A 23,778-nucleotide genomic window follows, 5' to 3' on the forward strand; every position below is an offset into this window, starting at 1 on the left:
ATTTATAATGGCGTGATATATACTTTAGAGAAGATAGATGATGATAGTATCTACGTTCTCAAGGCTAATGTTTATAGCTCAAAAGCTAATTGGCTATTAGGTCGAGTTTGTTTTTCAAAAAATATAGATTCACAGAAAAAAAGAACAATGAAATTGTATCACTGGAATTTTAAAAAAATTGAGAATAAATCAGTTAGCGTAACGAACAAGGGCAGAGAGCTGAGTTTTCCAGTTAGAGATTGCTTGTGAAAAAACAACGCGTAAGGAACCCTGCCAGAGCAGGGCTCTCTAATAAGACTTAGCGACGAACGGCGATCGCTTCAATCTCGATTTTCACGTCTTTCGGCAGACGGGCAACTTCTACGCAAGAACGCGCCGGGAAGGTCGCGTTGTGCTCGGTGAAGAATGCTTCGTAGGTCGCGTTTACGGTGGCGAAATCGTTCAGGTCTTTAACGAAAACGGTCGTTTTTACGATGTCGCCCACTTTCAGGCCTGCTGCTTCAACGATAGCTTTTACGTTTTCCAGCGACTGACGTGCCTGAGCGGATACGTCTTCCGCTACGGCACCGGTTTTCGGATCGACCGGGATCTGACCGGAAGTGATTACCATGCTACCCAGGTCAACGCCCTGAACATATGGGCCGATTGCTGCTGGTGCATTTTCCGTCGCGATAGTCTTGCTCATGATTTCTCCTGAATTTACAGCGGTAGTAGAATGTTCCCGCCCATTATACACGTCATCCTTCACACTGCCTCTTCGTTGGCTACGTCCTCTTACCCTGGTCACATAGTTTACTATGCTCCCAGTGATAATCGGACTTGCCGCCTCGATGCATTGCGAATGCTTATGTGTAACGGGAGCCGGGAGCTCATAACCAACCCCAATTAGTTGGCCAGCACCACATAATGCGAAAACTCTTTTTCACAGTATTTGCATTTGAGTGCGATGTCATCGGCACGTTTTTTCACTGCAAAACTGGAAGAAACCGGCTCAGCATGACTGATGCAGTTGCTGTTCGGGCAAACCAGCACGTTATCGATACGCTCAGGCAGGCTCGGACGTGATTTACCCACTACGTCGTAATCGTCAATGCGGTTTACCGTTGCCTGCGGGGCGTACAGGGAGAGCTGGTTTACCTGCTCGTCGGTCAGGAACGTGTTTTCGATTTTAATCAGATCCTTACGGCCCATCTCGCCAGACGGCAGGTTCAGACCGATGGTGATACGTTGGTCAGTTTCCGTCAGTTTGAACAGCGTCAGCAGCTTAAAACCAACCTGTGCGGGAATGTGGTCAATCACGGTGCCACGTTTGATGGCTTCAACCTGCAGTTTGTTATCGTGTGTCATCTCTTTTTCTCCCTTACAGTGCCAGTTCGCTATTCAGTACCAATGCCAGTAACGCCTGGCGGGCGAAGATGCCGTTGCCAGCCTGCTGGAAATACCAGGCGTGCGGCGTCTTATCGACGTCGGTGGTGATTTCATCGATGCGCGGCAGCGGATGTAGCACCTTCATGTTTGCTCTGGCGCCGTTCAAATCGCTGGCGCGCAGGACAAACTGTGCTTTCACGTTGGCGTATTCGGACGGGTCCAGACGCTCTTTTTGTACGCGGGTCATGTAGAGGATATCGACCTCCGCCATCACCTCTTCGATAGTGCCGTGCAGGCTCCAGGCGATACCTTTTTCGTTCAACATATCCAGAATGTATTGCGGCATGGCCAGTGCGTCCGGGGCGATGAAGTAGAAACGGTTACCTTCGAACTTCGCCAGCGCCTGGGTCAGGGAGTGGACGGTACGGCCATATTTCAGGTCACCCACCATGGCGATGTGCAGATTGTCCAGGCGACCCTGCGTTTCCTGAATGGTAAACAGGTCCAGCAGCGTTTGGGTGGGATGTTGGTTGGAGCCGTCGCCTGCGTTCAGTACCGGAACGTTACCGGAGAACTCCGTAGCCAGACGTGCGGCGCCTTCCTGCGGATGACGCATGACGATGGCGTCGACATAGGTGCTGATGACGGAAATGGTATCGGCCAGGGTTTCGCCTTTTTTGCCCAGCGACGTGTTGCTGCTGTCAGAAAAACCCACCACGCTGGCGCCCAGGCGGTGCATGGAGGTTTCAAAGGATAAACGGGTGCGGGTTGACGCTTCAAAGAAGCAACTGGCGATAACCTTATGCTTTAACAGCTCCGGCTGTGGGTTAGCTTTTAATTTCGCCGCCGTCGCGAGGACCAGATTGAGGTCATCGCGGCTGAGGTCGTTTATGGAAATGATGTGTTTTTGATAGAGCGGGTTAGCCATGTTTATCTCCTGACGCCTGGGCAAAAAAAAAGCCCCTCAATTGAGGGGCTCGGAATGGGTGATCAACGGAAAGAAAAACGGCAGGCCAGCGTCCTTTTTCAGACGCGGTAAGACAAAATGTCGTACACACTGAACCATACATCCTCCCGGCAAATTGTCCGCGATTATACTCAGCTCCGTTATGGGATCAAGCGGAAAATGCACAATTTATTCACCGCAAACGGTTCTTATGAATTTTAATTCATTTTAAATAGATAGTTAATCTGCTTGTGTACCAGCCCCGTTCGCTGCACAACTCGCGGCGCAACCCAGACAATACTGCTGCCAGCGATGACACCCAGAATCTCTGGTAACGCGTGGTAATCGAGGATTCTGGCAACGGCACGGCCATAACCTGCCGCCGTGTGGATGAGGATAAATTCGCTATTGTGCTCAACGCTGACCACCATTTCAGCAATCGATCGGGCAGCATCAGGAGCGGGGCGCGACTGCGGATTTACAGAATAAATTTTTTGCCCTTTTGTATTTCTTATTTTTATAGCCCCGATCAGTTTCAGCAGACGGGATACCGTTGACTGGCTAATTCCGGTAAAACCATGGTGTTGGAGATCGCGGCGAAGCGCTTCCTGAGAAAGGTAGCTTTTTTCGCTAATCAGGCGCTGACAAATCGCCAATTGTTTCTGCTCTTTGGTCGAGTAATCATCGAATTCCTTCATAAATACACCCTAAGTTTATCATTTGTATCAATGTGATGGCGAAATTCACCACATTTGCAGTATCAATAACGGCTCAAACGGGCGGTTGCGCAGAAAAACGAGAGTGCGCTCAAAAAAGCCGTCGGGATCCGACGGCTAAAAGGGCTACAACATCGCGCCGATACTCAGGACGGCCATGTTCAGTAACGTCAAAATGAGCAGGAGCGGGGCGACCCATTTCAGGTAGCGCACGTAAGGAACACGGGCGATGGCTAACCCACCCATCACGACGGCTGAGGTGGGTGTAATCAGATTCACAATGCCGGAAGCGGATTGATACGCGGTGACGACCAGATCCCTCTGTACATGCGCGAAGTCGGCCAGCGGGGCCATAATGGGCATCGTGAGCACCGCCAGGCCAGACGAGGAAGGGACCAGGAAGGAGAGCAATACTTCCAGCCAGTAGGTTACATTGATGAAAATGGTGGTGGACAGACCGGAGACTAAATTTTCGGCGCTGTGCAAAATAGTGTGGGTGATCATGCCGTTGTCCATCACCACGACGATACCGCGTGCAATGCCGATAATCAGCGCCACGCCAAGCAGATCCCGCGCACCGTCAATGAAGGTACTGGTGAAGGCTTCTTCACTCATGCGGGCAATCACGCCGACGATAATGGCAGAACCAAGAAAGACTGCGGATATTTCTGCCATCCACCATCCGAGTACCGCGACGCCATAAATCATTACCGCAAAGGCGGCGGCGAATATCAGCAGAATCCACTTACGCGTGGCCGTGAATTCAAGATTGGTATTGCCGCGATTGCCGAGAAAATGCGCACGGTTTTCCTCCATTTTATCCGCCACAATCGACAACTCCGGGTGATTGCGGACTTTGCGCGCATAACGCATGACCCACACCACACAGATAACATAGCCGACGATCAGCAGCAGAATGCGCATCAGCATTCCCTGGGTGAAGGGGATCCCGGCGGCGTTAGCCGCGATAACCGTTGCGAAAGGGTTGATTGTCGAGCCGAGTGTACCAATGCCCGCGCCGAGCAGAACGGTGGCGGCGGCAACCAACGGATCAAAGCGTGCGGCCATCATGACCGGAACCAGCAATGTGTAGAATGGGAGTGATTCCTCCGCCATCCCGTAAATCGTACCTCCGGCGGCGAAAAGCCCCATTAGAATGGGGATCATCCACTCCTCTTTACCGTTCAACCTGACCGTCACGCGCTCGATACCTGCGTCGATGGCGCCTGTTTTGTTTACTACGCCGAGAAACCCACCAATAATCAGGACAAACAACGCCACATCAATTGCGCCTGCGGTATAGGTTTCGTGGTTGTAAAGACCGTCAATCGGGGCCAGCAGTACAGCGGTAAAACCTTGCGGGTGCGCCTCTGTGGGGGCATAAGTACCGGCAACTGGCACTTCTTTGCCCAGAGTAGCATTCATCGCCATCTGGTATTTCCCTGCCGGGACTATCCAGGTCATAACCGCGACGAGTGCAATGAGAATAAACAGGATGGTATATGCGCTGGGAAATTTGAATTTGCCCATGATGTTCTCCGGATAGCTTGGGCATATGCCGTCAGGCGACATACGCCCGCTGGGGTTAGTCGCCGAGGGTCGCTACCATTACCGCTTTAATGGTATGCATCCGGTTCTCTGCTTCGTCGAAGACGATGGAATGAGCTGACTCAAAAACCTCTTCCGTGACTTCAAGCCCTTTCAGGCCGTAGGCCATTTCGATTTCACGTCCAACCTTTGTGTGCTCGTTATGGAAGGCGGGCAGACAGTGCATAAATTTCACATTGGGGTTACAGGTTGCGTTGATGACCCGCTGGTTAATTTGATAGGGCGTCATCAGGCTAACGCGTTCTGCCCAGGCTTCTTTGGGTTCGCCCATAGAGACCCAGACATCGGTGTAGAGGAAATCGACGTCGTATACGCCTTCCTCAACATCCTCTGTGAGCGTAATGCGTGCGCCAGTCACGCTGGCAATTTCACGGCATTCGGCAACCAGCGCCTCGTCAGGCCAGAAGGATTTAGGTGCGACCAGCCGAATATCCATCCCCATTTTCGCCGCGCCGACCATCAGCGAATTACCCATGTTATTGCGGGCGTCACCGAGATAAGCGAAACTCAGTTCCGGCAAGGTTTTACCCGGGGCGTGTTCCAGCATGGTCATCAGATCCGCGAGGATCTGGGTGGGGTGAAATTCATTTGTCAGTCCATTCCAAACAGGAACTCCGGCAAATTGCCCCAGTTCCTCCACAATGTCCTGGCCGTATCCGCGATATTCAATGCCGTCGTACATGCGGCCTAGCACGCGGGCAGTATCTTTCATTGATTCTTTATGGCCGATCTGCGATCCACTTGGGCCGAGATAGGTCACCTGTGCGCCTTGATCGAAAGCGCCGACTTCAAAGGCACAGCGGGTACGGGTTGAGGTTTTTTCGAAGATCAGCGCGATATTTTTACCGACCAGCGTCTGTCTTTCGCGCCCGGCCTTTTTTGCCGTTTTTAACTCGATAGCCAGATCGATCAGGTACTGGATTTCCGTCGGGGTGTAGTCCAGCAGTTTGAGAAAATTGCGATTTTTCAGGTTAACAGTCATGAAAATGTCCTTATGTAGGCCGGATAAGGCGAAGCCGTCATCCGGCAAAAAAAAGTCCTACGCGTTAGCGTCGGTGGTTTCGAGACGAATTAGCGTGCCTTTGTCGCCGGCGAGAATGGCCGAACCGTCGGCCAGTGAACCGATGCCAGCAATCCCACGACAGTGAGAGACGAATTCCGCGCAGGCGGTGACTTTGGGGCCCATTGAACCGGCGTCGAATTGCATTTCACCGAGCAGTTCCGGGGTGACCTGGGACAGCGGGCGCTGGGTAGGTTTGCCCCAGTCGAGGTACACGGCGTCAGCATCGGTGAGGATCAGCAACGCATCGGCATGGAGTTGGCGGGCGAGTAGGGCGGCGGAGAGATCCTTGTCGATCACCGCTTCAATGCCGTGGTAGCCATCGGCTTTTTCCACCACCGGTACGCCGCCTCCGCCGTTGCAAATCACCAGATGATCGCGGGCGATCAATGTACGAATGGCATCACTTTCAACGATACGTTTGGGTTGTGGAGAGGGCACAACGCGGCGGAACGCTTTGCCATCGGCTTTGAAAATCCAGCCCTTTTCCGCGTGTAGCGTTTTAGCCTGAGCGTCGTCGTAAATCGGTCCGATATATTTGGTCGGATTGCTGAAGGCTGGATCGCGGGCATCGACTTCAACCTGAGTCAGCAGCACACTAATTTCACGCTGTGGAAGCTGGTTTTTCAGCGCCTGTTGCAGCATATAGCCAATCATTCCCTGACTTTCCGCGCCGAGAATGTCGAGCGGATAGGGGGTGACGCTGGCATACGCACTGTTTTGCAACGCCAAAAGTCCAACCTGCGGGCCATTGCCGTGCACCAGAATCACGCGCCATTGCTGTGTGAGCTGAGCGATAGTTTTTGCCGCCAGCTCAATGTTCTTGCGCTGGATGTCAGCTTCCAGCGGCTCGCCGCGTTTGAGCAGCGCATTGCCGCCCAACGCCACAACCAGAGTAGGTTTGTTTTCCATGACTTCTCCTTAAATACCGTCGCGTTCCAGTGGGCAGCTCATGCAGCGTGCGCCGCCGCGTCCACGTCCAAGTTCGTCGCCAGGAATGGGTAAAACGGTGATGCCTGCTTTGTCGTATTTCTCGTTGGTCCAGATGTTGCGCTCGTAACCCACCACCACACCGGGGCGTAGCGTCAGGACGTTGTTGGCGTCATTCCACTGTTCGCGTTCAGCTTCGAAGGCGTCGCCTCCGGTGGTTATCAGCGTGATTTGGTCGAGGCCCAGCGCTTTTTCGAGGGCATGTACCAGAGTACTTTCCTGGGTGCGTTTCAAGCCGCCGCGCCCGTCTGGCGTCAGGGTCCAGCACTGGACATCCGGGCGTACCACTTCCGGGTAGACGGAGAAGGTATCAATATCAATGTGGGTCATGACGGTATCGAGGTGCATACAGGAGCGATGTTTCGGCAGTTCAACCGCGATGACGCGTTCAGCCTGGCGATGCTTAAACAGCGACTGGGCAAGGAATTCAATGCCCTGCGGCGTGGTGCGTTCCGACATACCGATGAGTACCGCGCCGCGACCAATCACCAGCACATCTCCACCTTCTAATGTGGCGTGGTCGTAATTAATATTTTCATCGCCGAAATATTTAATAAATTCACCATCAGCAAATTGAGGGTGCCAACGGTAGATCGCCCGCAGGTTATTGGTTTCTCTTTGCCGCGCGGTTTTTGCCATTGGGTTAATTGACACACCGTTATATATCCAGCATGAGGTGTCGCGGGTAAATAAGTGGTTTGGTAATGGCTTCATAATAAAGTCATTAATATCGTGAGTATCGACCACCATATTTTTGATGGAGGCAGGAATTTCTCCGTAAGTTAGCCCACCGCTTAAATGCCGGGCGAGTTCCCGATGCTGCATATCTGCAAGCCAGGCGCGAATATCCGTGGCGAAAGCGGGGCCAAGGCGATAATCAGAGATTTGTGTCTCCAGCAACCAGTCTTTGGCATCTTGGACATCTAAGGTTTGTGTCAATAAATCAGTGAGTAACAGAACCTCAATCCCTTGCTGACGTAACGTGTTGGCGAAAATGTCATGCTCTTCTCCTGCACGTTCTACCGAAAGAACATCATCAAAAAGCAGTTCCTGGCAATTTGATGGCGTCAGCCTTTTTAAGCTGAGATTAGGGCGATGTAGCATTACGCTACGTAATTGACCGATTTCAGACCTGACATAATGCTTTTCCATCATTATTCCTTTAATACGATTTTAAAAAATAAAGAGGATGTGCCTGCAAATAATATTTATTGCAGTCATGACTTTTCAGCTGATTTCAGAATCTATATTTAGATCTTATTTGATGAGGAAACGTGATTTATTTCACAGTCAGGTCGATATTTGACTTTTGATGTTTAATTTATGATATGGCTCGGAGAATTAATAAAATAAAAATATGAATAATTGAATTACTACGCGGGAATATGTCTTGTTATTTATCGGTGTTAATTTTATGTACACTTTTAGCGTGCTGTAATATAATTAATGCATTGATTTATTTGTGCTTTTTTCTGTGTTGTGAATTATTATGCGAATATATGATTTTATTATTTGCGCGGTAAAGTTCATTTCAAAATAAATATGACGATGAAGAAGGATAGCGAAGGAGAGGTGAACTGTGATCGATAGCTGGTTTTTCTAATAAAACTTTTAATAACAGTTGGTTACTGATCTGGTTGAAAAAGGGTGGCCGAAAGTTATGCAAAGTTTATGCATAACCTGTTGCTGAGAGTTAGCAATTATTTAACACCATCAGCGATAAACATGCGTTGACGCAAAATATCGGCAAATAGCAGTAGTATGGCAGGCCGTTTTTTCGTATAACAACTAAAATGAAACGATGTTTTAATTAAGGAGTTTGAGATGATTGTTGGCAATATTCACAACCTGGATGCCTGGCTGCCGGAAGAGCTGCGTCAGGCAATTGAACACATTAAAGCGCATGTGACGGATGCGACAGAAAAAGGTAAGCACGACATTGACGGCGATCGCCTGTTTTATCTGATTGCCGAAGATATGACGGAGCCGTTTGCACAGCGCCGCGCCGAATATCACGCTCGCTATCTGGATATTCAGATCCTGCTCAAAGGCCAGGAAGGAATGACCTTCAGCACGCAGCCTGCAGGCGCGCCGGAAACTGACTGGCTGGCGGATAAAGATATCGCCTTCCTGCCGGAAGGGGTACAGGAGAAGACGGTGGTGCTGAACGAAGGTGATTTCGTGGTGTTCTATCCGGGTGAAGTGCATAAACCGCTGTGCGCGGTCGGTGCTCCAGCGCTGGTACGCAAAGCCGTGGTGAAAATGCAAGTGGCATAAGCGTATTTGCCGGGGGCGGCTTCGCCTTGCCCGGCCTACGAGAGCGCCGTTGTAGGCCGGATAAGATGCTTAGCATCGCCATCCGGCATTCTTTTGATCCATGCCCTCACTTCGCCAGCGTCGCCACCATCACCGCTTTGATGGTGTGCATCCGGTTTTCCGCCTGATCAAATACGATGCTGGCGGGTGATTCAAAGACCTCATCGGTCACTTCCATACCGCCGTGCAGACCATATTCCTGTGCCATTTGTTTGCCAAGCGTGGTTTGATCGTCATGAAATGCGGGCAGGCAGTGCAGGAATTTCACCTGTGGATTGCCGGTCAACGCCATCATCGTGCTATTAACCTGGTACTTACGCAGCAGCGCAATACGTTCGGCCCACTTCTCTTTTGCTTCGCCCATTGATACCCAGACGTCGGTATAGATAAAGTCCGCACCTTTCACGCCCGCGGCGACATCTTCGGTCAGCGTAATATTGCCACCGTTTTTCTGTGCCAGCGCTTTGCACTCTGCAACCAGACTTTCCTCTGGCCAGCAGGCCTGCGGTGCGACCAGGCGCAGATCCAGCCCGGTTAACGCAGCGGCTTCCAGCATGGAATTGCCCATATTGTTGCGGGCATCACCGGTGTAGACCAGCGTCATCTCATAAAACGCTTTACCCGGCAGGTGTTCCTGCATAGTTAACAGATCCGCCAACAGCTGGGTGGGATGAAACTCGTTGGTTAATCCGTTCCACACCGGAACTCCGGCATATTCCGCCAGCGTCTCGACAATCTCCTGGCCGTGTCCCCGATACTGAATACCGTCGTACATGCGGCCGAGCACGCGGGCGGTGTCTTTGATCGACTCTTTATGGCCAATCTGGCTGCCGCTTGGCCCGAGATACGTCACGCGAGCGCCCTGGTCGTATGCGGCAACTTCGAAAGAGCAACGGGTTCGGGTTGAGTCTTTTTCGAAGATGAGCGCGATGTTTTTACCGGTGAGCTTTGCGACTTCAGTGCCGTTTTTCTTATCTGCCTTTAGCTGCGCGGCGAGCTGGAGCAGTGACGTGAGTTCAGCAGAGGTGAAATCAAGCAGTTTCAAAAAATGTTTATGATAAAACGCAGACATGGTTCCCTCACATGGCTTAGGCCATTTATTGAATTAAAATTCAATTTATATGGATGTTTATTCATTTGCAACCTTGTTTAACAAATCTTTCCTGGAAAGGTGGAGGCAATGACAGCGGTATGTGACAATAAGAGTATCGGCAGGACATTATGAGGAACGAGCCATGGCAAACCCGGAACTACTGGAAGAACAGCGTGAAGAAACGCGCTTGATTATTGAAGAGTTACTCGAAGATGGCAGCGATCCAGACGCGCTGTACACCATTGAGCATCACCTTTCCGCGGATGACTTCGAAACCCTGGAAAAAGCGGCAGTAGAAGCCTTCAAGTTGGGTTATGAAGTGACCGAGCCGGAAGAGCTGGAAGTGGAAGAAGGCGACACGGTTATTTGCTGTGATATTTTGAGCGAATGTGCACTGAATGCGGAGTTGATCGATGCTCAGGTTGAGCAACTGATGAACCTGGCTGAAAAATATGATGTGGAATACGACGGTTGGGGCACCTATTTTGAAGACCCGAACGGCGAAGAAGGTGAAGACGGCGACGATGAAGATCTCGTCGACGAAGATGATGACGGCGTGCGTCACTAAGTCATCTACTGACCTGCGGTAGCCCAGGCTGCCGCAGGCCAAGGACAATGTATGGATTACCTGCAAATACTCTCCCCGATCCACAATTTCCTGCACTGTAAAACGCCCCAGGCCTGGCTTGATAAAGCGCGAGACCCGGCTAATCTGCCTCTGTTATTGACCGATCACCTCGTCTGTGAGCTGAAAGCGGCGCAAACGGCGATGCTGCTGGTGCGTAAGTATGTCGCAGATAAACAGGGATCTCAGGCGCTGCTGGACTGGCTGAAACCCTATGAAGCGTTTGCTTTCAGAGAAGGGGATGAGCCGGATTTTATCGCGCTGAATAAACAGATAAGCAAAAGCGTGATGCCGCAAACCGACGACCCGTGGGGACGCAAGCTTATCGACAGCATGGTTTTGCTGATCAAGGAAGAACTGCATCATTTCTGGCAGGTGCGTGAGGCGATGATGAGTCGCAACATTCCCTATATTAAGATTACCGCCAGCCGTTACGCCAAAGGCATGCTCAAAGAGGTGCGCACCCACGAGCCGCTGACATTAATCGATAAACTGATTTGCGGGGCTTACATTGAGGCGCGTTCCTGTGAACGGTTCGCCGCGCTCGCACCGTATCTGGATAACGATTTGCAGGCGTTTTATCTGTCGCTGCTGCGATCCGAGGCGCGGCACTATCAGGATTACCTGGCGCTGGCGCAGCAGGTTTCAACCGATGATATCAGTCGCCGGGTGCAGTTTTTTGGCGAAGTAGAAGCCGCGTTGATCACCTCTCCTGACGATGAATTCCGCTTTCACAGCGGTGTGCCAGCTTAGTTCCTTTCTTTGGCGCGCGGTGCCCATCGCCGCGCGGTTTAATCCTTCCTGTTTCTGTTAGCAAAATCTGGTGGCTGGAAATAGCTCGCTGCTGCCGTAATAATCAAAACATCGAAGGGGAAATATATCCCTGTAACAGAGACGATTTGGCATAAGGATGGTTAATGAACTGGGCACACGTTTTGTTGGCAGGTTATATCGGGGCGGTGATTGCTATCGTCGTCGGCATGTTTCGCAAAAAAGGCTGGCTGGGCAAGGTCTCAGGCGCGGTGGTCTTTGTGGTGGCGATTATCGCGTGGAATCTGTTTGATGTGCACTACCTGATCCCACGCGAAAGCCCTGATTATGGTCTGACGGATGCGCAGAAATTTGAAAACGCGATGCTGTCCATGCCCGTTTATCAGGTGCTTAAGGAGCAGGAGCCAGCGCTGTGGCAGAACATCCTCACCCAGGCAACGCAGCTGAAAGAGGCGGGGAAAAGCGAACAGCAGATTATCGACGCTATTCAGCCGCAGATCCTACAGGTACAGATGGCGCGTTTGCAGCAGGCGCCTGATGCCAACGTGATCGAGTATATGAAGATTAATCTCGAGCAGATTGCCGCGGTGGCAAAAGTGGGCAATGACGAATGTTTTCGCTTTTTATTCCCGGCAGTGAAAGGCGGGATTAACCCGGTGCGTATTATTCCGCGCGAGCTCATGAACCGTCGTATGGCCAGCGACATGAGTATGATGCACGCGGCCTATGGCCCGAACAAACATACGGTTACGGCGGAAGAAAAACAGTTGGCACTTCAGGATCTGCAATCCATCAGTCCGGGGCTGGTACAGCGCTTTGGACCGGATATCCAAATCATGGCCGATCCGAGTAAAGGCGTGGGCAAAGAGAAAGTCGCCTGTGAAATGGTGCAAGATTTATGGTCACAGGTGCTGAAGCTGCCAACCGCTCGCGCGGCTGGCGTTATTCGACTGATGCTCTCAGCCGAGATGCAGTAACGCGGTTAAAGCCTCTCGGCGTAAGGTCAGAGGGGCTTTAACATTCGCACTTCACAATCTACGTGCCCGGTACAGCCCAGCGCTTCGCTGATATGCTCAAAGCCTAAATGCTCATACAGGCGAATTGCCTCAGTCAGAAAAGCCGTGGTCTCAAGATAGCACTGCTTAAAACCTTGCTCACGGGCATGTTCAAGCGCCATCAGCGCCAGTTTTTTCGCCAGCCCCTGACCGCGCGCACTCGACAGGAAGTACATCTTTTGCAGCTCGCAAATGTCTGGTTCACTACATCCTAACGGTGCAACACCGCCGCCGCCCACGACTTCACCGTTTTGCTCAACCACCCAGTAGGCCGCGCCCGGCTGGCTGTAAACCTGGAACAATTCGTCCAGATTAGGGTCGGCAACGGTGTAGCCTTTATCGGCGGTCAGGCCGTATTCAGCGGAAACTTTGCGGATAACGCGGGCAATTGCGGCGTTATCATCGGCAGAAATTCGGCGCAGCGTTGCCGCGACGGAGGTAATGGCACTCATAGCGAACTCATGACATAAAAGTGAGACATATGCAGTTAATACCACTGCGGTGAGGGGAAGCGCAAGCGAGGATAATTCAATAAAAAGCCTCTGAGCATATGCGTCAGAGGCTTTTATTGTCTGCGGCGTCGGATGCGCAACACTTATCCGACCTACGTTGACGGTGCCCGTAGGCCGGATAAGCGCAAGCGCCATCCGGCAAACGTACAGGCACGATGATTACAGCGCGGCGATAACTGCCTGCTGCTCAATCAGCTTCGCTTTCGCTTCTGCGTAACCGTCCAGCTTCTCACGCTCTTTGGCGATGACCGCTTCCGGTGCGCGGGCAACGAAACCTTCGTTGGACAGTTTGCCTTCGATACGGGCAATCTCACCTTCGATTTTCGCCACTTCTTTCGCCAGACGCGCCAGCTCATCTTCTTTGTTGATGAGGCCAGCCATCGGGATCAGCAACTCGGCGCCGTCGATGATTTTGGTCACGGAGACCGGACCTTTGTCATCGGCTGGCAGCACGGTGATGCTTTCCAGACGCGCCAGGTTAAGCAGGAAGCTCTTGTTGTCGTTTACACGACGCATCGCATCCGCGCTGCAACCACGCAGCAGCAGCTCCAGCGGTTTGCCCGGGGCAATGTTCATTTCCGCGCGAATATTACGTACGGCAACGATCGCCTGCTTCAGCCATTCGGTATCGGCCAGCGCCGCTTCATCTACCTGAGCCGCGTTATATTCCGGGAATGGCTGCAGCATGATGGTATCTGCGGTGTTGCCACAAATCACCTTCACACGCTGCCAGATGGTTTCGGTGATGAACGGAATGATCGGGTGCGCCAGGCGCAGCAGACCTTCCAGCACGGTCACCAGCGTATTGCGGGTGCCGCGCAGTTCAGCATCAGTTCCTCCGGTCATTACCGGCTTGGTCAGCTCCAGATACCAGTCGCAGAACTGGTTCCAGGTGAACTCGTACAGGATGCCCGCAGCGATATCGAAGCGGAAGTTATCCAGCGCTTCGCGGTACGCTTTGATGGTCTGGTTGAATTCAGCGAGGATCCAGCGGTCTGCCAGTGACAGGGTCATTTCGCCGCCGTTAAAGCCGCAATCATTTCCTTCAGTGTTCATCAGCACGAAGCGGCTGGCGTTCCACAGCTTGTTACAGAAGTTACGGTAACCTTCCAGACGCTTCATGTCCCAGTTGATATCGCGGCCGGTCGAAGCCAGCGCCGCCAGGGTAAAGCGCAGGGCGTCGGTGCCGTGCGGCTCAATACCGTTCGGGAACTGCTTCTCGGTACGTTTGGCAATCTTCTCAGCCAACTGCGGCTGCATCATGTTGCCGGTGCGTTTCTCCAGCAGCTCCGGCAGTGAGATACCGTCGACCATATCCAGCGGGTCGATAACGTTGCCCTTGGATTTGGACATCTTCTGGCCTTCGTCGTCGCGAATCAGACCGGTCATGTAGACGGTATGGAACGGAACCTGCGGCTTGCCGTTTTCATCTTTGATGAAGTGCATGGTCATCATGATCATGCGGGCAATCCAGAAGAAGATAATGTCGAAGCCGGAGACCATCACGCTGGTTGGGTGGAACTGACGCAGCGCGTCGGTGTTTTCCGGCCAGCCGAGCGTGGAGAAGGTCCACAGCGCGGAGGAGAACCAGGTATCCAGAACGTCTTCGTCCTGACGCAGCGCAACGTCGGCGCCGAGGTTGTTTTCCTGACGCACTTCGTCTTCGGTACGGCCAACATATACGTTGCCGTCGTTGTCATACCATGCCGGGATACGGTGACCCCACCACAACTGACGGGAAATACACCAGTCCTGAATATCGCGCATCCAGGAGAAGTACATGTTTTCGTACTGCTTCGGTACGAACTGGATGTCGCCGTTTTCAACCGCTTCAACCGCCGGTTTTGCCAGCACGTCGGCACGGACGTACCACTGGTCGGTCAGCATCGGTTCGATAACCACACCGCCACGGTCGCCGTAAGGAACGGTCAGATCGTGAGGTTTGATCTCTTCCAGCAGGCCCATCGCATCAATGGCAGCGACGATCGCTTTACGCGCGGCAAAGCGTTCCAGCTTCTGGAACTCAGCCGGGATGGCGTTGGAGTAAACGTCAGACTCTTCGCCTTTGGTGTCATATACTTCCGCGGTTTCACGGATGTCACCGTCAAAGGTCAGAATGTTGATCATCGGCAGGCCGTGACGTTTCCCGACTTCGTAGTCGTTAAAGTCGTGTGCCGGGGTGATCTTCACGCAGCCGGTGCCTTTTTCCATATCGGCATGTTCGTCGCCGACGATCGGAATACGGCGGTCAACCAGCGGCAGAATAACGAATTTGCCGATCAGATCTTTATAGCGCGGATCTTCCGGGTTCACGGCCACGCCGGTGTCGCCCAGAATGGTTTCCGGACGGGTAGTCGCCACGACCAGGTAATCTTTACCGTCTGCGGTTTTCGCGCCGTCGGCCAGCGGATAGCGGATGTGCCACATCGAGCCTTTAGACTCGCGGTTTTCCACTTCCAGGTCAGAGATGGCGGTGCGCAGTTTCGGGTCCCAGTTTACCAGGCGCTTGCCACGGTAAATCAGGTCTTCTTTGTACAGGCGAACGAAGACTTCTTTCACGGCATTGGAAAGGCCTTCGTCCATGGTGAAGCGCTCGCGCTCCCAGTCAACGGAGTTGCCGAGACGGCGCATCTGACGGGTAATGGTGCCGCCGGATTCCGCTTTCCACTGCCAGATTTTATCGATAAACGCTTCGCGACCGTAGTCGTGACGGGTTTTACCTTCTTCAGCGGCAATCTTACGCTCAACCACCATCTGGGTAGCGATACCCGCGTGGTCGGTACCAGCCTGCCACAGGGTGTTTTTACCCTGCATGCGCTGGTAGCGAATCATGGTATCCATGATGGTTTGCTGGAAAGCATGACCCATATGCAAACTGCCGGTGACGTTCGGCGGCGGGATCATGATGCAGAAGGACTCTTTGCTTTCATCGCCGTTAGGTTTGAAATAGCCCTGCTTTTCCCAGTGCTCGTAAAGCGGCTGTTCGATATCTTGTGGGTTGTATGTCTTTTCCATTATTTCCAGGTTGCCGTATTCAGGTTAAAACCAGCCACGCGGTAAGCTTTGTAGCGATCGCGTGCCGATTGTTTCAAAGAATCTTCGTAAGGAACGAAGTCTATCACTTCTGTGAAAGCGGTGGCAAAATCTGCAAAGCCAACGCGCAAACTGATGAGCAGGTCGCGCGGGCTGCTATTGCGTTTCTCCGGCCAGGCAATTTCTACCGGCGCGCCGCCTCTGGGGCCTTCGCCCGCCAGATTATGCGGAACAAAGCTTTCTGCCGGTCTTGCCCACAGGGCTTCATCCAGTCGAAGAGCCTGCTTTTCGTTTTCACAGGCGATAAGCACGCGCTTGCCAGCCCGCCAACGTTCTGCGGCAATTTCACACACCAGTTGCTCGACGGCGCTTAAACCATCTTGTTGTGTGTCGTTGTCCAGAAGATAGAACGTCGCATTCTTCATATATGGGGCTTCTTGTGGTGGATTTAAATGCAAAGCCGGGTGGCGCTACGCTTACCCGGCCTACGGTTGAGTGACGTTGTAGGCCGGGTAAGGCGAAGCCGCCACCCGGCGTTTTACATCACTCTTCGCCGTTAAAACCCGCGCGATTGAGCAGGAACTGCGACAGTAAGGCGACCGGACGACCGGTTGCACCTTTGGCTTTACCGGAGCGCCATGCGGTACCGGCGATATCCAGGTGCGCCCAGTTGTACTTACGGGTAAAGCGTGACAGGAAGCAGCCCGCGGTAATGGCGCCGCCAGGGCGTCCGCCGATGTTCGCCATATCCGCAAAGTTAGACTCTAACTGCTCCTGGTATTCATCACCCAGCGGCAAACGCCACGCGCGGTCGCCAGCCTGCTCGGACGCACCGATCAGCTCATGCGCCAGCGGGTTGTGGTTCGACATCAGGCCGGTGATGTGATGGCCCAGCGCAATCACGCACGCGCCGGTCAGGGTCGCAACGTCAATCACCGCCTCCGGCTCAAAGCGCTCGACGTAGGTTAACACGTCGCACAGCACCAGACGGCCTTCGGCGTCGGTATTGAGCACTTCAACGGTCTGACCAGACATGGTGGTCAGCACGTCGCCTGGGCGATACGCGCGGCCACCCGGCATATTTTCGCAGCCCGCCAGTACGCCGACGACGTTGATGGGCAACTGAAGCTCGGCCACCATGCGCATTACGCCGTACACAGCCGCCGCGCCGCACATGTCGTACTTCATCTCATCCATGCCTTCGGCTGGTTTGATGGAGATACCGCCGGAGTCGAAGGTTAACCCTTTACCGACCAGTACAATTGGACGCGCGTCTTCGGACGGGTTGCCTTTGTACTCGATGACTGACATCAGCGACTCGTTCTGCGAACCGTGACCGACGGCGAGATAAGAGTGCATACCCAGCTCTTTCATCTGCTGCTCGCCGATCACGCGGGTCACAACATTTTTGCTGTAGCTGTCTGCCAACTGACGCGCCTGAGAGGCCAGATAAGCTGCGTTACAGATGTTCGGCGGCATGTTGCCGAGATCTTTCGCCGCTTTAATGCCAGCGGCGATTGCCAGACCGTGTTGGATCGCACGCTCACCGCTGGTCAGCTCGCGGCGGGTCGGCACGTTGAAGACCATTTTACGCAGCGGGCGACGCGGCTCGCTTTTGTTGGTCTTCAACTGGTCAAAGCTGTACAGCGTTTCCTGTGCCGTCTCAACGGCCTGGCGCACTTTCCAGTAGTTATTGCGCCCTTTGACGTGCAGCTCAGTCAGAAAGCAGACGGCTTCCATTGAGCCAGTATCATTCAGCGTATTGATGGTTTTCTGAATGACCTGCTTGTACTGGCGCTCGTCAAGTTCGCGCTCTTTGCCACAACCAATGAGGAGAATTCGCTCAGACAGAACGTTAGGAACATGGTGCAGCAACAGGGTTTGACCCGGTTTGCCTTCCAGTTCGCCACGACGCAGCAGTGCGCTGATGTACCCGTCGCTGATCTTGTCGAGCTGCTCTGCAATCGGAGAGAGGCGGCGTGGTTCAAAGACACCCACGACGATGCACGCACTCCGCTGTTTCTCCGGGCTACCGCTTTTTACACTGAACTCCATGCACTACGCTCCTGAATCTTAAAGACAACAGCGGTGGCTACGGATAGAATTGCAAGCTTTCGTAACTCATACCCGCTGTTGCGGTGACTTCGTGTTAATCTTAACGTTATTACGGCATTGGCACGTCAGAACAATTTCTGAGAGGTGGATCCGTTGAGTATAATGATCTTAGCGACGATTTCGACGACTCAAGAGAATAAATGACGTTTAAGCCATGAAACAAGCTAAATTCCGGCAAAAGACGGGTTTTTACGGGCGTATTTAAAGTGATAATCATAAGATATCTGGTTCGGGAAACGCTCAAAAGCCAACTTGCGATCCTATTCATCCTGCTTTTGATCTTCTTTTGTCAAAAGTTGGTCAGGATCCTTGGTGCGGCTGTTGACGGTGATATCCCGGCAAATCTGGTGCTCTCGCTGCTGGGGCTGGGCGTGCCAGAAATGGCGCAACTTATCTTGCCCTTAAGCCTGTTCCTCGGGCTGCTGATGACGCTGGGCAAACTGTATACCGAAAGTGAAATTACGGTCATGCATGCCTGCGGGCTGAGCAAGGCTGTGCTTGTTAAAGCGGCGATGGTGCTGGCGTTGTTTACCAGTATTATTGCGGCGGTCAACGTGATGTGGGCCGGACCGTGGTCCTCCAGACATCAGGACGAAGTCCTGGCGGAGGCGAAAGCGAACCCCGGTATGGCGGCGCTTGCTCAGGGGCAATTCCAGCAGGCGACCAACGGCAGTTCGGTGCTGTTTATCGAAAGCGTTGACGGCAGCAACTTCAAAGACGTGTTCCTCGCGCAAATCCGTCCGAAAGGCAACGCTCGTCCTTCGGTCGTCGTAGCCGATTCCGGACATCTTACCCAATTGCGCGATGGCTCTCAGGTTGTGACGCTAAACCAGGGGACGCGCTTTGAAGGTACCGCGCTGCTGCGCGATTTCCGCATTACCGACTTCCAGGATTATCAGGCGATTATCGGCCATCAGGCCGTGGCGCTGGATCCAAACGATACCGAACAGATGACCATGCGTACGCTGCTGGCGACCGACACCGATCGTGCCCGCGCGGAGCTGACATGGCGTATCACGTTAGTATTCACCGTATTTATGATGGCGCTGATGGTTGTACCGCTGAGCGTGGTAAACCCGCGTCAGGGTCGCGTGCTGTCGATGCTGCCGGCAATGCTGCTCTATTTGCTGTTCTTCCTGGTTCAGACATCGCTGAAGTCGAACGGTGGCAAAGGTAAGCTGGATCCGGTGTTCTGGATGTGGGTGGTTAACCTGGCTTATCTGGCGCTGGCGATTGTGCTTAACCTCTGGGATACGGTGCCGATGCGCCGCTTGCGTGCCCGTTTTATGCGTAAAGGAGCGGTATAATGCAGCCTTTTGGTGTACTTGACCGCTATATCGGTAAAACCATTTTCACCACCATCATGATGACGCTGTTCATGCTGGTATCGCTCTCCGGGATCATCAAGTTCGTTGACCAGCTGAAAAAAGCCGGGCAGGGGAGCTACGATGCGATGGGCGCCGGGCTGTATACCCTGCTCAGTGCGCCGAAAGATATCCAGATCTTCTTCCCGATGGCGGCGCTGCTGGGAGCATTGCTGGGGCTGGGCATGCTGGCCCAGCGCAGTGAACTGGTGGTGATGCAGGCTTCTGGCTTTACCCGTATGCAGGTGGCGTTATCGGTGATGAAAACCGCGATTCCGCTGGTGCTGCTGACGATGGCCATTGGCGAATGGGTCGCACCGCAGGGTGAACAGATGGCGCGTAACTACCGTGCGCAGCAGATGTACGGCGGCTCGCTGCTCTCTACCCAGCAGGGTTTGTGGGCGAAAGACGGTGACAGCTTTGTCTACATCGAGCGGGTGAAAGGCGAGGCCGAGTTGGGCGGGATTAGCATCTACTCGTTTAACGACAAGCGCCGTCTGCAGTCTGTACGCTATGCTGCGAGCGCGACGTTTGACCCGGAGCAGAAGGTCTGGCGTTTGTCGCAGGTGGATGAATCCAACCTGACCGATCCGAAACAAATCACCGGTTCGCAAACGGTGAGCGGCACCTGGAAAACCAACCTGACGCCCGACAAGCTCGGCGTCGTGGCGTTGGATCCTGACGCGCTGTCGATTAGCGGTCTGCATAATTACGTGAAGTACCTGAAGTCGAGCGGCCAGGATGCCGGACGCTACCAGCTCAATATGTGGAGCAAAGTCTTCCAGCCGCTATCAGTGGCGGTCATGATGCTGATGGCGTTGTCGTTTATCTTTGGTCCGCTGCGTAGCGTCCCGATGGGTGTGCGTGTGGTGACGGGGATTAGCTTCGGTTTTGTGTTCTATGTGCTGGACCAAATCTTTGGCCCGCTGACGCTGGTGTACGGCATTCCGCCGATTATCGGTGCGCTGCTGCCAAGCGCCAGCTTCTTCCTGATAAGCCTGTGGCTGATGCTGCGTAAATCGTAATCATAGTAATCGTAGGCCTGATGGCGTTGCGCTTTTCAGGCCTACTCCGGGCCCGTAGGCCGGATAAGGCGTTAAGCCGCCATCCGGCAACGTAATACGGGCTAGCGTTTTCTCCCGCCCATCAAACTCCCCAACATGCCGCGGATTATCTGATTAGTAACCTGTCGCGCCGCGCTTTTCGCCACGCTCTGTACCACGCCATCGCGCTTGCCGCCGCGCGGCCCTGTGCTGCCAAATAAAATATCCTTCAATCCACCGAGAATACCGCCGTCCACCTCGACCGCTTTACCGTTGGCGGGAGGCGTATTTTGCTGCTTGGTACTGGCCTGCACGCCCTGCTGTAAACGTTCATAGGCGGACTCTCGGTCGATATCTTCTTCATATTTGCCGTACAGCGAAGAGTGATTAATCAGCCCGTTGCGCTCGTCGTCCGTCACCGGTCCCATCCGTGAGCACGGCGCAATCACCATCGCCCGTTCAACCACCGACGGGCTGCCTTTGGCGTCCAGAAACGACACCAGCGCCTCGCCGGTTCCCAGCTCCTGAATGGCTTTTTCGGTATCAAATGCCGGGTTGGCGCGCATGGTTTGCGCCGCGGTTTTCACCGCTTTCTGATCTTTCGGCGTGAACGCGCGCAGGGCGTGCTGCACGCGGTTGCCCAACTGACCAAGCACGTTGTCCGGAATATCCGACGGGTTTTGCGAGACGAACCACACGCCGACCCCTTTCGAGCGGATCAGACGGATCACCTGTTCGATTTTATCCAGCAACACCTGCGGGGCATCGTTGAACAGCAGGTGCGCTTCATCAAAGAAGAACACCAGTTTTGGTTTCTCCAGATCGCCCGCCTCCGGCAACTGTTCGTACAGTTCAGAGAGCATCCACAGCAGGCTGGCGGCGTACAGTTTGGGCATCTGGTAGAGCTTCTCGGCGCTGAGGATATTAATCATCCCTTTGCCGCTGGCGTCGGTACGCATCCAGTCTTTGATGTCCAGCATCGGTTCGCCAAAGAAGTGCGCTGCTCCCTGCTGCTCCAGCGACAGCAGTCCGCGCTGAATAGCCCCGACCGAAGCGCTGCTGATATTGCCGTACTGATTTTGGAAGGATTTAGCGTTATCGCCGATGTACTGAGTGATGGCCCGCAGGTCTTTGAAATCGAGCAGCAGCAGGCCCTGGTCATCGGCAATGCGGAAGATAATATCCAGCACGCCGGACTGAACGTCGTTGAGATTCAACAGACGGGCCAGCAGCAGCGGTCCGAGGTCAGATACCGTGGCTCGCACCGGGTGACCCTTTTCGCCGAAGATATCCCACACCGTGACCGGATTACCATGCGGTTGCCAGTCGGTAATGCCGATGTTTTTCAGGCGGGCGAGCAGCTTTTCAGAGGCTTGTCCTTCCTCGGCCACGCCGGTTAAGTCACCTTTCACATCGGCCATAAATACCGGTACGCCAATCTCGGACAACGATTCGGCCAGCTTTTGTAGTGTGACGGTTTTACCGGTCCCGGTCGCGCCGGTAATCAGCCCGTGACGGTTGGCCATGCCTGGTAGTAAAAACAGTTCGGTGTCCGGCGTGCGGGCAATTAGCAGGGGTGCGCTCATTGAGATTTCCTCCATTTATCCTGCCTGGAGTATAGGCAACCGTGACGCACTCTTCACCGCTAAATTGCGGAGATTGTGAGGAGAATTTAACCTGTCTGGAATAGCGGGGAGAATAGCCGGGAAGCTTACGCCACCCGGCAAAGACGATCAGAAGTCGGCTTTCAGCACCACGCGGTAGCGGGCCTTGCCGTCACGCACGTGCTGGATTGCTTCGTTAATTTGCGACATCGGGTACAGCTCGGTGGTAGGCGACACCTTGCTGCGCCCGGCAAACTTCATCAGCTTGCGCAGCTCGAATGGCGTCCCGGTCGCCGAACCGGAGATGCTGCGATCCCCGGCAATTAAGGTGAACGCCGGAACCGGCAGCGGCTTCAGCACTGCACCGACGGTATGGAAGTTACCGCCGTAGGCCAGCGCTTCAAAATAGGGCTGCCAGTCGAGATCGACGTTAACCGTGTTAATGATGAGATCGAACTGGCCCGCCAGCGCTTTTAGCGCATCCGGATCGCGGCTGTTGACCACTTTATCCGCCCCCATCGCCAGCACTTCCTGCTCTTTCGCCGGATTGGAACTGAATGCGGTCACTTCGCAGCCCATCGCGTGTAACAGCTTAATGGCGATATGTCCCAGGCCACCGATGCCGATCACCCCGACGCGGCTGGTGGCAGTGATATGGTGCATCAGCAGCGGTTTGAACACCGTAATGCCGCCGCACAATAATGGGCCAGCTGCCGCCAGATCGATACTCTCCGGCAGCGGGATCACCCACTGCCAGTCGGCCCGCAGCTTCTCGGCAAAGCCGCCGCGATTAAGAATAGTGGGAACGGAACCTTCCAGGCAGTTGATTTGATTACCGCTGATACAGGCGTCGCAGTGCCCGCAGCTGCGCGCCGTCCAGCCAACGCCGACGCGCTGACCAACCTTCAGGCCTTTATCCTGCGCCGCGCTGCCGAGCGCTGCCACACGACCAATCACCTCATGCCCGGCAACCAGCGGATACTGAGAGAATCCCCATTCGTTGTCGATCATTGACAAATCAGAATGGCAGATACCGCAGTAATCGACCTGGACTTCGACATCTTCCGGCTTGAGCTCGCCTGCATCATATTCATAGAGTTCGAGTTCGCTGCCCGCCGCTTTTGCGGCGTAGCTTTTTATCATCGACATCGTGTTTCCCTCAGTGTGGTGTTGAACTGGAAGTGTAGAGCATGGGGAAACGGGACGCTTCGCAGAAGGGGGGATTAAGAAGAGGGTAAACTGTGATGATGGTTACAGGTAAGAAAGGTAATGCTGAAATTTTCAACACTTAGCGAGCCAGACACACGCTGGCGCTTGCATGGTGGCGCACGACAGGTATAATCCACAACGTTTTCCGCATCCCTTCCGTGCCGGAGTGGCGAAATCGGTAGACGCAGTTGATTCAAAATCAACCGTAGAAATACGTGCCGGTTCGAGTCCGGCCTTCGGCACCAAAAACGATTGTGATAATCGGAAAACCTACAACAATCAGTACGTTGTACAATGAAGCTGGACGTTGACGGCAACTACAAAATAGCCGCATCTCCGGCTTTTTTTGT

General features: G+C 53.6%; 26 protein-coding genes and 1 tRNA gene. 9 read left to right on the forward strand and 18 right to left on the reverse strand.

From position 1 onward, the window contains the following. Positions 1-298: 298 nt before the first annotated feature. From ridA to pyrL, 5 genes are all read right to left on the reverse strand, one after another. Positions 299-685: a 2-iminobutanoate/2-iminopropanoate deaminase gene (gene ridA / locus OGV85_RS04460; RefSeq protein ID WP_000047544.1), complete on the reverse strand. Its 387-nt coding sequence runs from the start codon at positions 683-685 to the stop codon at positions 299-301. A gap of 200 nt (positions 686-885) precedes the next feature. Then, complete coding sequence (gene pyrI / locus OGV85_RS04465) at positions 886-1,347, reverse strand: aspartate carbamoyltransferase regulatory subunit (RefSeq protein ID WP_003025816.1); 462 nt, start codon at positions 1,345-1,347, stop codon at positions 886-888. Between the two features lie 13 nt (positions 1,348-1,360). Further along, positions 1,361-2,296 (reverse strand): aspartate carbamoyltransferase, encoded by a 936-nt coding sequence (pyrB, locus tag OGV85_RS04470; RefSeq protein WP_003025818.1) that lies wholly within the window; start codon positions 2,294-2,296, stop codon positions 1,361-1,363. Between the two features lie 2 nt (positions 2,297-2,298). Next, positions 2,299-2,352 (reverse strand): pyrBI operon leader peptide, encoded by a 54-nt coding sequence (locus OGV85_RS24390; RefSeq protein WP_106875647.1) that lies wholly within the window; start codon positions 2,350-2,352, stop codon positions 2,299-2,301. Beyond that, positions 2,333-2,434: a pyr operon leader peptide gene (gene pyrL, locus OGV85_RS04475; RefSeq protein ID WP_003025819.1), complete on the reverse strand. Its 102-nt coding sequence runs from the start codon at positions 2,432-2,434 to the stop codon at positions 2,333-2,335. The genes OGV85_RS24390 and pyrL overlap by 20 nt, the downstream gene beginning before the upstream one ends. Here pyrL and OGV85_RS04480 point away from each other — a divergent pair. Further along, a complete protein-coding gene (locus OGV85_RS04480; protein WP_085951582.1) occupies positions 2,414-2,536 on the forward strand; it encodes a hypothetical protein in 123 nt (40 codons plus the stop codon). The two genes, pyrL and OGV85_RS04480, sit on opposite strands and share 21 nt — an antisense overlap. On the opposite strand, the gene OGV85_RS04485 is transcribed toward OGV85_RS04480, so the two are convergent. The 5 genes from OGV85_RS04485 to arcA all read right to left on the reverse strand — a co-directional run bounded on the left by OGV85_RS04485 (position 2,533) and on the right by arcA (position 7,840). Next, positions 2,533-3,012: an arginine repressor gene (locus tag OGV85_RS04485; protein ID WP_061547570.1), complete on the reverse strand. Its 480-nt coding sequence runs from the start codon at positions 3,010-3,012 to the stop codon at positions 2,533-2,535. The two genes, OGV85_RS04480 and OGV85_RS04485, sit on opposite strands and share 4 nt — an antisense overlap. 144 nt (positions 3,013-3,156) lie before the next feature. Beyond that, complete coding sequence (locus OGV85_RS04490; RefSeq protein ID WP_003844905.1) at positions 3,157-4,560, reverse strand: YfcC family protein; 1,404 nt, start codon at positions 4,558-4,560, stop codon at positions 3,157-3,159. Positions 4,561-4,615: 55 nt separating this feature from the next. Beyond that, positions 4,616-5,620 (reverse strand): ornithine carbamoyltransferase, encoded by a 1,005-nt coding sequence (gene argF, locus OGV85_RS04495; RefSeq protein WP_181522667.1) that lies wholly within the window; start codon positions 5,618-5,620, stop codon positions 4,616-4,618. 57 nt (positions 5,621-5,677) lie between these two features. Next, complete coding sequence (arcC, locus tag OGV85_RS04500) at positions 5,678-6,610, reverse strand: carbamate kinase (RefSeq protein ID WP_016149477.1); 933 nt, start codon at positions 6,608-6,610, stop codon at positions 5,678-5,680. Positions 6,611-6,619: 9 nt separating this feature from the next. Further along, on the reverse strand, positions 6,620-7,840 hold the full coding sequence (gene arcA / locus OGV85_RS04505; RefSeq protein WP_181522827.1) for an arginine deiminase: 1,221 nt from the start codon (positions 7,838-7,840) through the stop codon (positions 6,620-6,622). 672 nt (positions 7,841-8,512) lie between these two features. Here arcA and OGV85_RS04510 point away from each other — a divergent pair. Then, positions 8,513-8,965, forward strand: coding sequence for a YhcH/YjgK/YiaL family protein (locus OGV85_RS04510; protein WP_003839618.1), 453 nt, complete (start codon positions 8,513-8,515; stop codon positions 8,963-8,965). A 106-nt stretch (positions 8,966-9,071) separates the two neighbouring features. Here the strand turns inward: OGV85_RS04510 and argF (OGV85_RS04515) are convergent, their stop codons facing one another. Both argF (OGV85_RS04515) and argL read right to left on the reverse strand, forming a co-directional pair. After that, positions 9,072-10,076, reverse strand: coding sequence for an ornithine carbamoyltransferase (gene argF / locus OGV85_RS04515; protein WP_181522666.1), 1,005 nt, complete (start codon positions 10,074-10,076; stop codon positions 9,072-9,074). Then, positions 10,046-10,141, reverse strand: a complete 96-nt coding sequence (argL, locus tag OGV85_RS24515) for a putative translational regulatory protein ArgL (RefSeq protein ID WP_371303384.1) — start codon at positions 10,139-10,141, stop codon at positions 10,046-10,048. Before argL ends, argF (OGV85_RS04515) begins: the two co-directional genes overlap by 31 nt. A gap of 98 nt (positions 10,142-10,239) precedes the next feature. Between argL and rraB the strand changes: the two genes are divergently transcribed. The 3 genes from rraB (at position 10,240) to OGV85_RS04530 (ending at position 12,470) form a co-directional block, all read left to right on the forward strand. Continuing rightward, on the forward strand, positions 10,240-10,665 hold the full coding sequence (gene rraB, locus OGV85_RS04520; protein ID WP_003025845.1) for a ribonuclease E inhibitor RraB: 426 nt from the start codon (positions 10,240-10,242) through the stop codon (positions 10,663-10,665). Between the two features lie 51 nt (positions 10,666-10,716). Further along, the gene (gene miaE / locus OGV85_RS04525) at positions 10,717-11,475 is read left to right on the forward strand and encodes a tRNA isopentenyl-2-thiomethyl-A-37 hydroxylase MiaE (protein ID WP_003025847.1); all 759 of its coding nucleotides are present in this window, start codon (positions 10,717-10,719) and stop codon (positions 11,473-11,475) included. A 164-nt stretch (positions 11,476-11,639) separates the two neighbouring features. Beyond that, on the forward strand, positions 11,640-12,470 hold the full coding sequence (locus OGV85_RS04530) for a hypothetical protein (RefSeq protein ID WP_003839625.1): 831 nt from the start codon (positions 11,640-11,642) through the stop codon (positions 12,468-12,470). Positions 12,471-12,496: 26 nt separating this feature from the next. On the opposite strand, the gene OGV85_RS04535 is transcribed toward OGV85_RS04530, so the two are convergent. The 4 genes from OGV85_RS04535 to pepA form a co-directional block, all read right to left on the reverse strand. Next, positions 12,497-13,000, reverse strand: coding sequence for a GNAT family N-acetyltransferase (locus OGV85_RS04535; RefSeq protein ID WP_003025856.1), 504 nt, complete (start codon positions 12,998-13,000; stop codon positions 12,497-12,499). A gap of 219 nt (positions 13,001-13,219) precedes the next feature. Beyond that, positions 13,220-16,075, reverse strand: coding sequence for a valine--tRNA ligase (locus tag OGV85_RS04540; protein ID WP_048219831.1), 2,856 nt, complete (start codon positions 16,073-16,075; stop codon positions 13,220-13,222). Then, the gene (gene holC / locus OGV85_RS04545) at positions 16,075-16,518 is read right to left on the reverse strand and encodes a DNA polymerase III subunit chi (RefSeq protein WP_003025862.1); all 444 of its coding nucleotides are present in this window, start codon (positions 16,516-16,518) and stop codon (positions 16,075-16,077) included. The genes OGV85_RS04540 and holC overlap by 1 nt, the downstream gene beginning before the upstream one ends. Before the next feature lie 118 nt (positions 16,519-16,636). Further along, the gene (gene pepA / locus OGV85_RS04550; protein WP_003025870.1) at positions 16,637-18,148 is read right to left on the reverse strand and encodes a leucyl aminopeptidase; all 1,512 of its coding nucleotides are present in this window, start codon (positions 18,146-18,148) and stop codon (positions 16,637-16,639) included. 153 nt (positions 18,149-18,301) lie between these two features. On the opposite strand from pepA, the gene OGV85_RS04555 reads away from it, so the two are divergent. From OGV85_RS04555 to lptG, 3 genes are all read left to right on the forward strand, one after another. Then, positions 18,302-18,352 (forward strand): hypothetical protein, encoded by a 51-nt coding sequence (locus OGV85_RS04555; RefSeq protein WP_212723231.1) that lies wholly within the window; start codon positions 18,302-18,304, stop codon positions 18,350-18,352. A 62-nt stretch (positions 18,353-18,414) separates the two neighbouring features. Then, on the forward strand, positions 18,415-19,515 hold the full coding sequence (lptF, locus tag OGV85_RS04560) for an LPS export ABC transporter permease LptF (RefSeq protein ID WP_003839630.1): 1,101 nt from the start codon (positions 18,415-18,417) through the stop codon (positions 19,513-19,515). Next, entirely contained in the window at positions 19,515-20,597 is a 1,083-nt protein-coding gene (gene lptG / locus OGV85_RS04565) for an LPS export ABC transporter permease LptG (protein ID WP_003025875.1), read from the forward strand. The genes lptF and lptG overlap by 1 nt, the downstream gene beginning before the upstream one ends. Before the next feature lie 101 nt (positions 20,598-20,698). Here lptG and OGV85_RS04570 read toward each other — a convergent pair whose 3' ends face one another. Both OGV85_RS04570 and ahr read right to left on the reverse strand, forming a co-directional pair. Beyond that, entirely contained in the window at positions 20,699-22,201 is a 1,503-nt protein-coding gene (locus OGV85_RS04570) for a helicase HerA-like C-terminal domain-containing protein (RefSeq protein WP_061547596.1), read from the reverse strand. Between the two features lie 147 nt (positions 22,202-22,348). Further along, on the reverse strand, positions 22,349-23,368 hold the full coding sequence (gene ahr / locus OGV85_RS04575; protein ID WP_048236253.1) for an NADPH-dependent aldehyde reductase Ahr: 1,020 nt from the start codon (positions 23,366-23,368) through the stop codon (positions 22,349-22,351). A gap of 220 nt (positions 23,369-23,588) precedes the next feature. Between ahr and OGV85_RS04580 the strand changes: the two genes are divergently transcribed. After that, positions 23,589-23,673: transfer RNA gene (locus tag OGV85_RS04580), tRNA-Leu, on the forward strand. Positions 23,674-23,778: the final 105 nt, after the last annotated feature.

Origin of the sequence: Citrobacter sp. Cf132 (assembly GCF_030333885.1) — a bacterium.
GTDB classification, from domain to species: Bacteria; Pseudomonadota; Gammaproteobacteria; order Enterobacterales; family Enterobacteriaceae; genus Citrobacter; species Citrobacter freundii.

Bases quoted from the DNA above. Each gene is read 5' to 3' on its own strand.
- OGV85_RS04540 (WP_048219831.1), bottom strand. From the start codon at position 16,075: ATGGAAAAGACATACAACCCACAAGATATCGAACAGCCGCTTTACGAG.
- holC (WP_003025862.1), bottom strand. From the start codon at position 16,518: ATGAAGAATGCGACGTTCTATCTTCTGGACAACGACACACAACAAGAT.
- OGV85_RS04535 (WP_003025856.1), bottom strand. From the start codon at position 13,000: ATGAGTGCCATTACCTCCGTCGCGGCAACGCTGCGCCGAATTTCTGCC.
- OGV85_RS04570 (WP_061547596.1), bottom strand. From the start codon at position 22,201: ATGAGCGCACCCCTGCTAATTGCCCGCACGCCGGACACCGAACTGTTT.
- argF (WP_181522667.1), bottom strand. From the start codon at position 5,620: ATGACTGTTAACCTGAAAAATCGCAATTTTCTCAAACTGCTGGACTAC.
- OGV85_RS04480 (WP_085951582.1), top strand. From the start codon at position 2,414: ATGTCGTACACACTGAACCATACATCCTCCCGGCAAATTGTCCGCGAT.
- ridA (WP_000047544.1), bottom strand. From the start codon at position 685: ATGAGCAAGACTATCGCGACGGAAAATGCACCAGCAGCAATCGGCCCA.
- arcA (WP_181522827.1), bottom strand. From the start codon at position 7,840: ATGGAAAAGCATTATGTCAGGTCTGAAATCGGTCAATTACGTAGCGTA.
- ahr (WP_048236253.1), bottom strand. From the start codon at position 23,368: ATGTCGATGATAAAAAGCTACGCCGCAAAAGCGGCGGGCAGCGAACTC.
- argL (WP_371303384.1), bottom strand. From the start codon at position 10,141: ATGAATAAACATCCATATAAATTGAATTTTAATTCAATAAATGGCCTA.
- OGV85_RS04485 (WP_061547570.1), bottom strand. From the start codon at position 3,012: ATGAAGGAATTCGATGATTACTCGACCAAAGAGCAGAAACAATTGGCG.
- OGV85_RS04510 (WP_003839618.1), top strand. From the start codon at position 8,513: ATGATTGTTGGCAATATTCACAACCTGGATGCCTGGCTGCCGGAAGAG.
- arcC (WP_016149477.1), bottom strand. From the start codon at position 6,610: ATGGAAAACAAACCTACTCTGGTTGTGGCGTTGGGCGGCAATGCGCTG.
- pyrL (WP_003025819.1), bottom strand. From the start codon at position 2,434: ATGGTTCAGTGTGTACGACATTTTGTCTTACCGCGTCTGAAAAAGGAC.
- rraB (WP_003025845.1), top strand. From the start codon at position 10,240: ATGGCAAACCCGGAACTACTGGAAGAACAGCGTGAAGAAACGCGCTTG.
- OGV85_RS04530 (WP_003839625.1), top strand. From the start codon at position 11,640: ATGAACTGGGCACACGTTTTGTTGGCAGGTTATATCGGGGCGGTGATT.
- pyrB (WP_003025818.1), bottom strand. From the start codon at position 2,296: ATGGCTAACCCGCTCTATCAAAAACACATCATTTCCATAAACGACCTC.
- pepA (WP_003025870.1), bottom strand. From the start codon at position 18,148: ATGGAGTTCAGTGTAAAAAGCGGTAGCCCGGAGAAACAGCGGAGTGCG.
- argF (WP_181522666.1), bottom strand. From the start codon at position 10,076: ATGTCTGCGTTTTATCATAAACATTTTTTGAAACTGCTTGATTTCACC.
- miaE (WP_003025847.1), top strand. From the start codon at position 10,717: ATGGATTACCTGCAAATACTCTCCCCGATCCACAATTTCCTGCACTGT.
- lptG (WP_003025875.1), top strand. From the start codon at position 19,515: ATGCAGCCTTTTGGTGTACTTGACCGCTATATCGGTAAAACCATTTTC.
- pyrI (WP_003025816.1), bottom strand. From the start codon at position 1,347: ATGACACACGATAACAAACTGCAGGTTGAAGCCATCAAACGTGGCACC.
- OGV85_RS04490 (WP_003844905.1), bottom strand. From the start codon at position 4,560: ATGGGCAAATTCAAATTTCCCAGCGCATATACCATCCTGTTTATTCTC.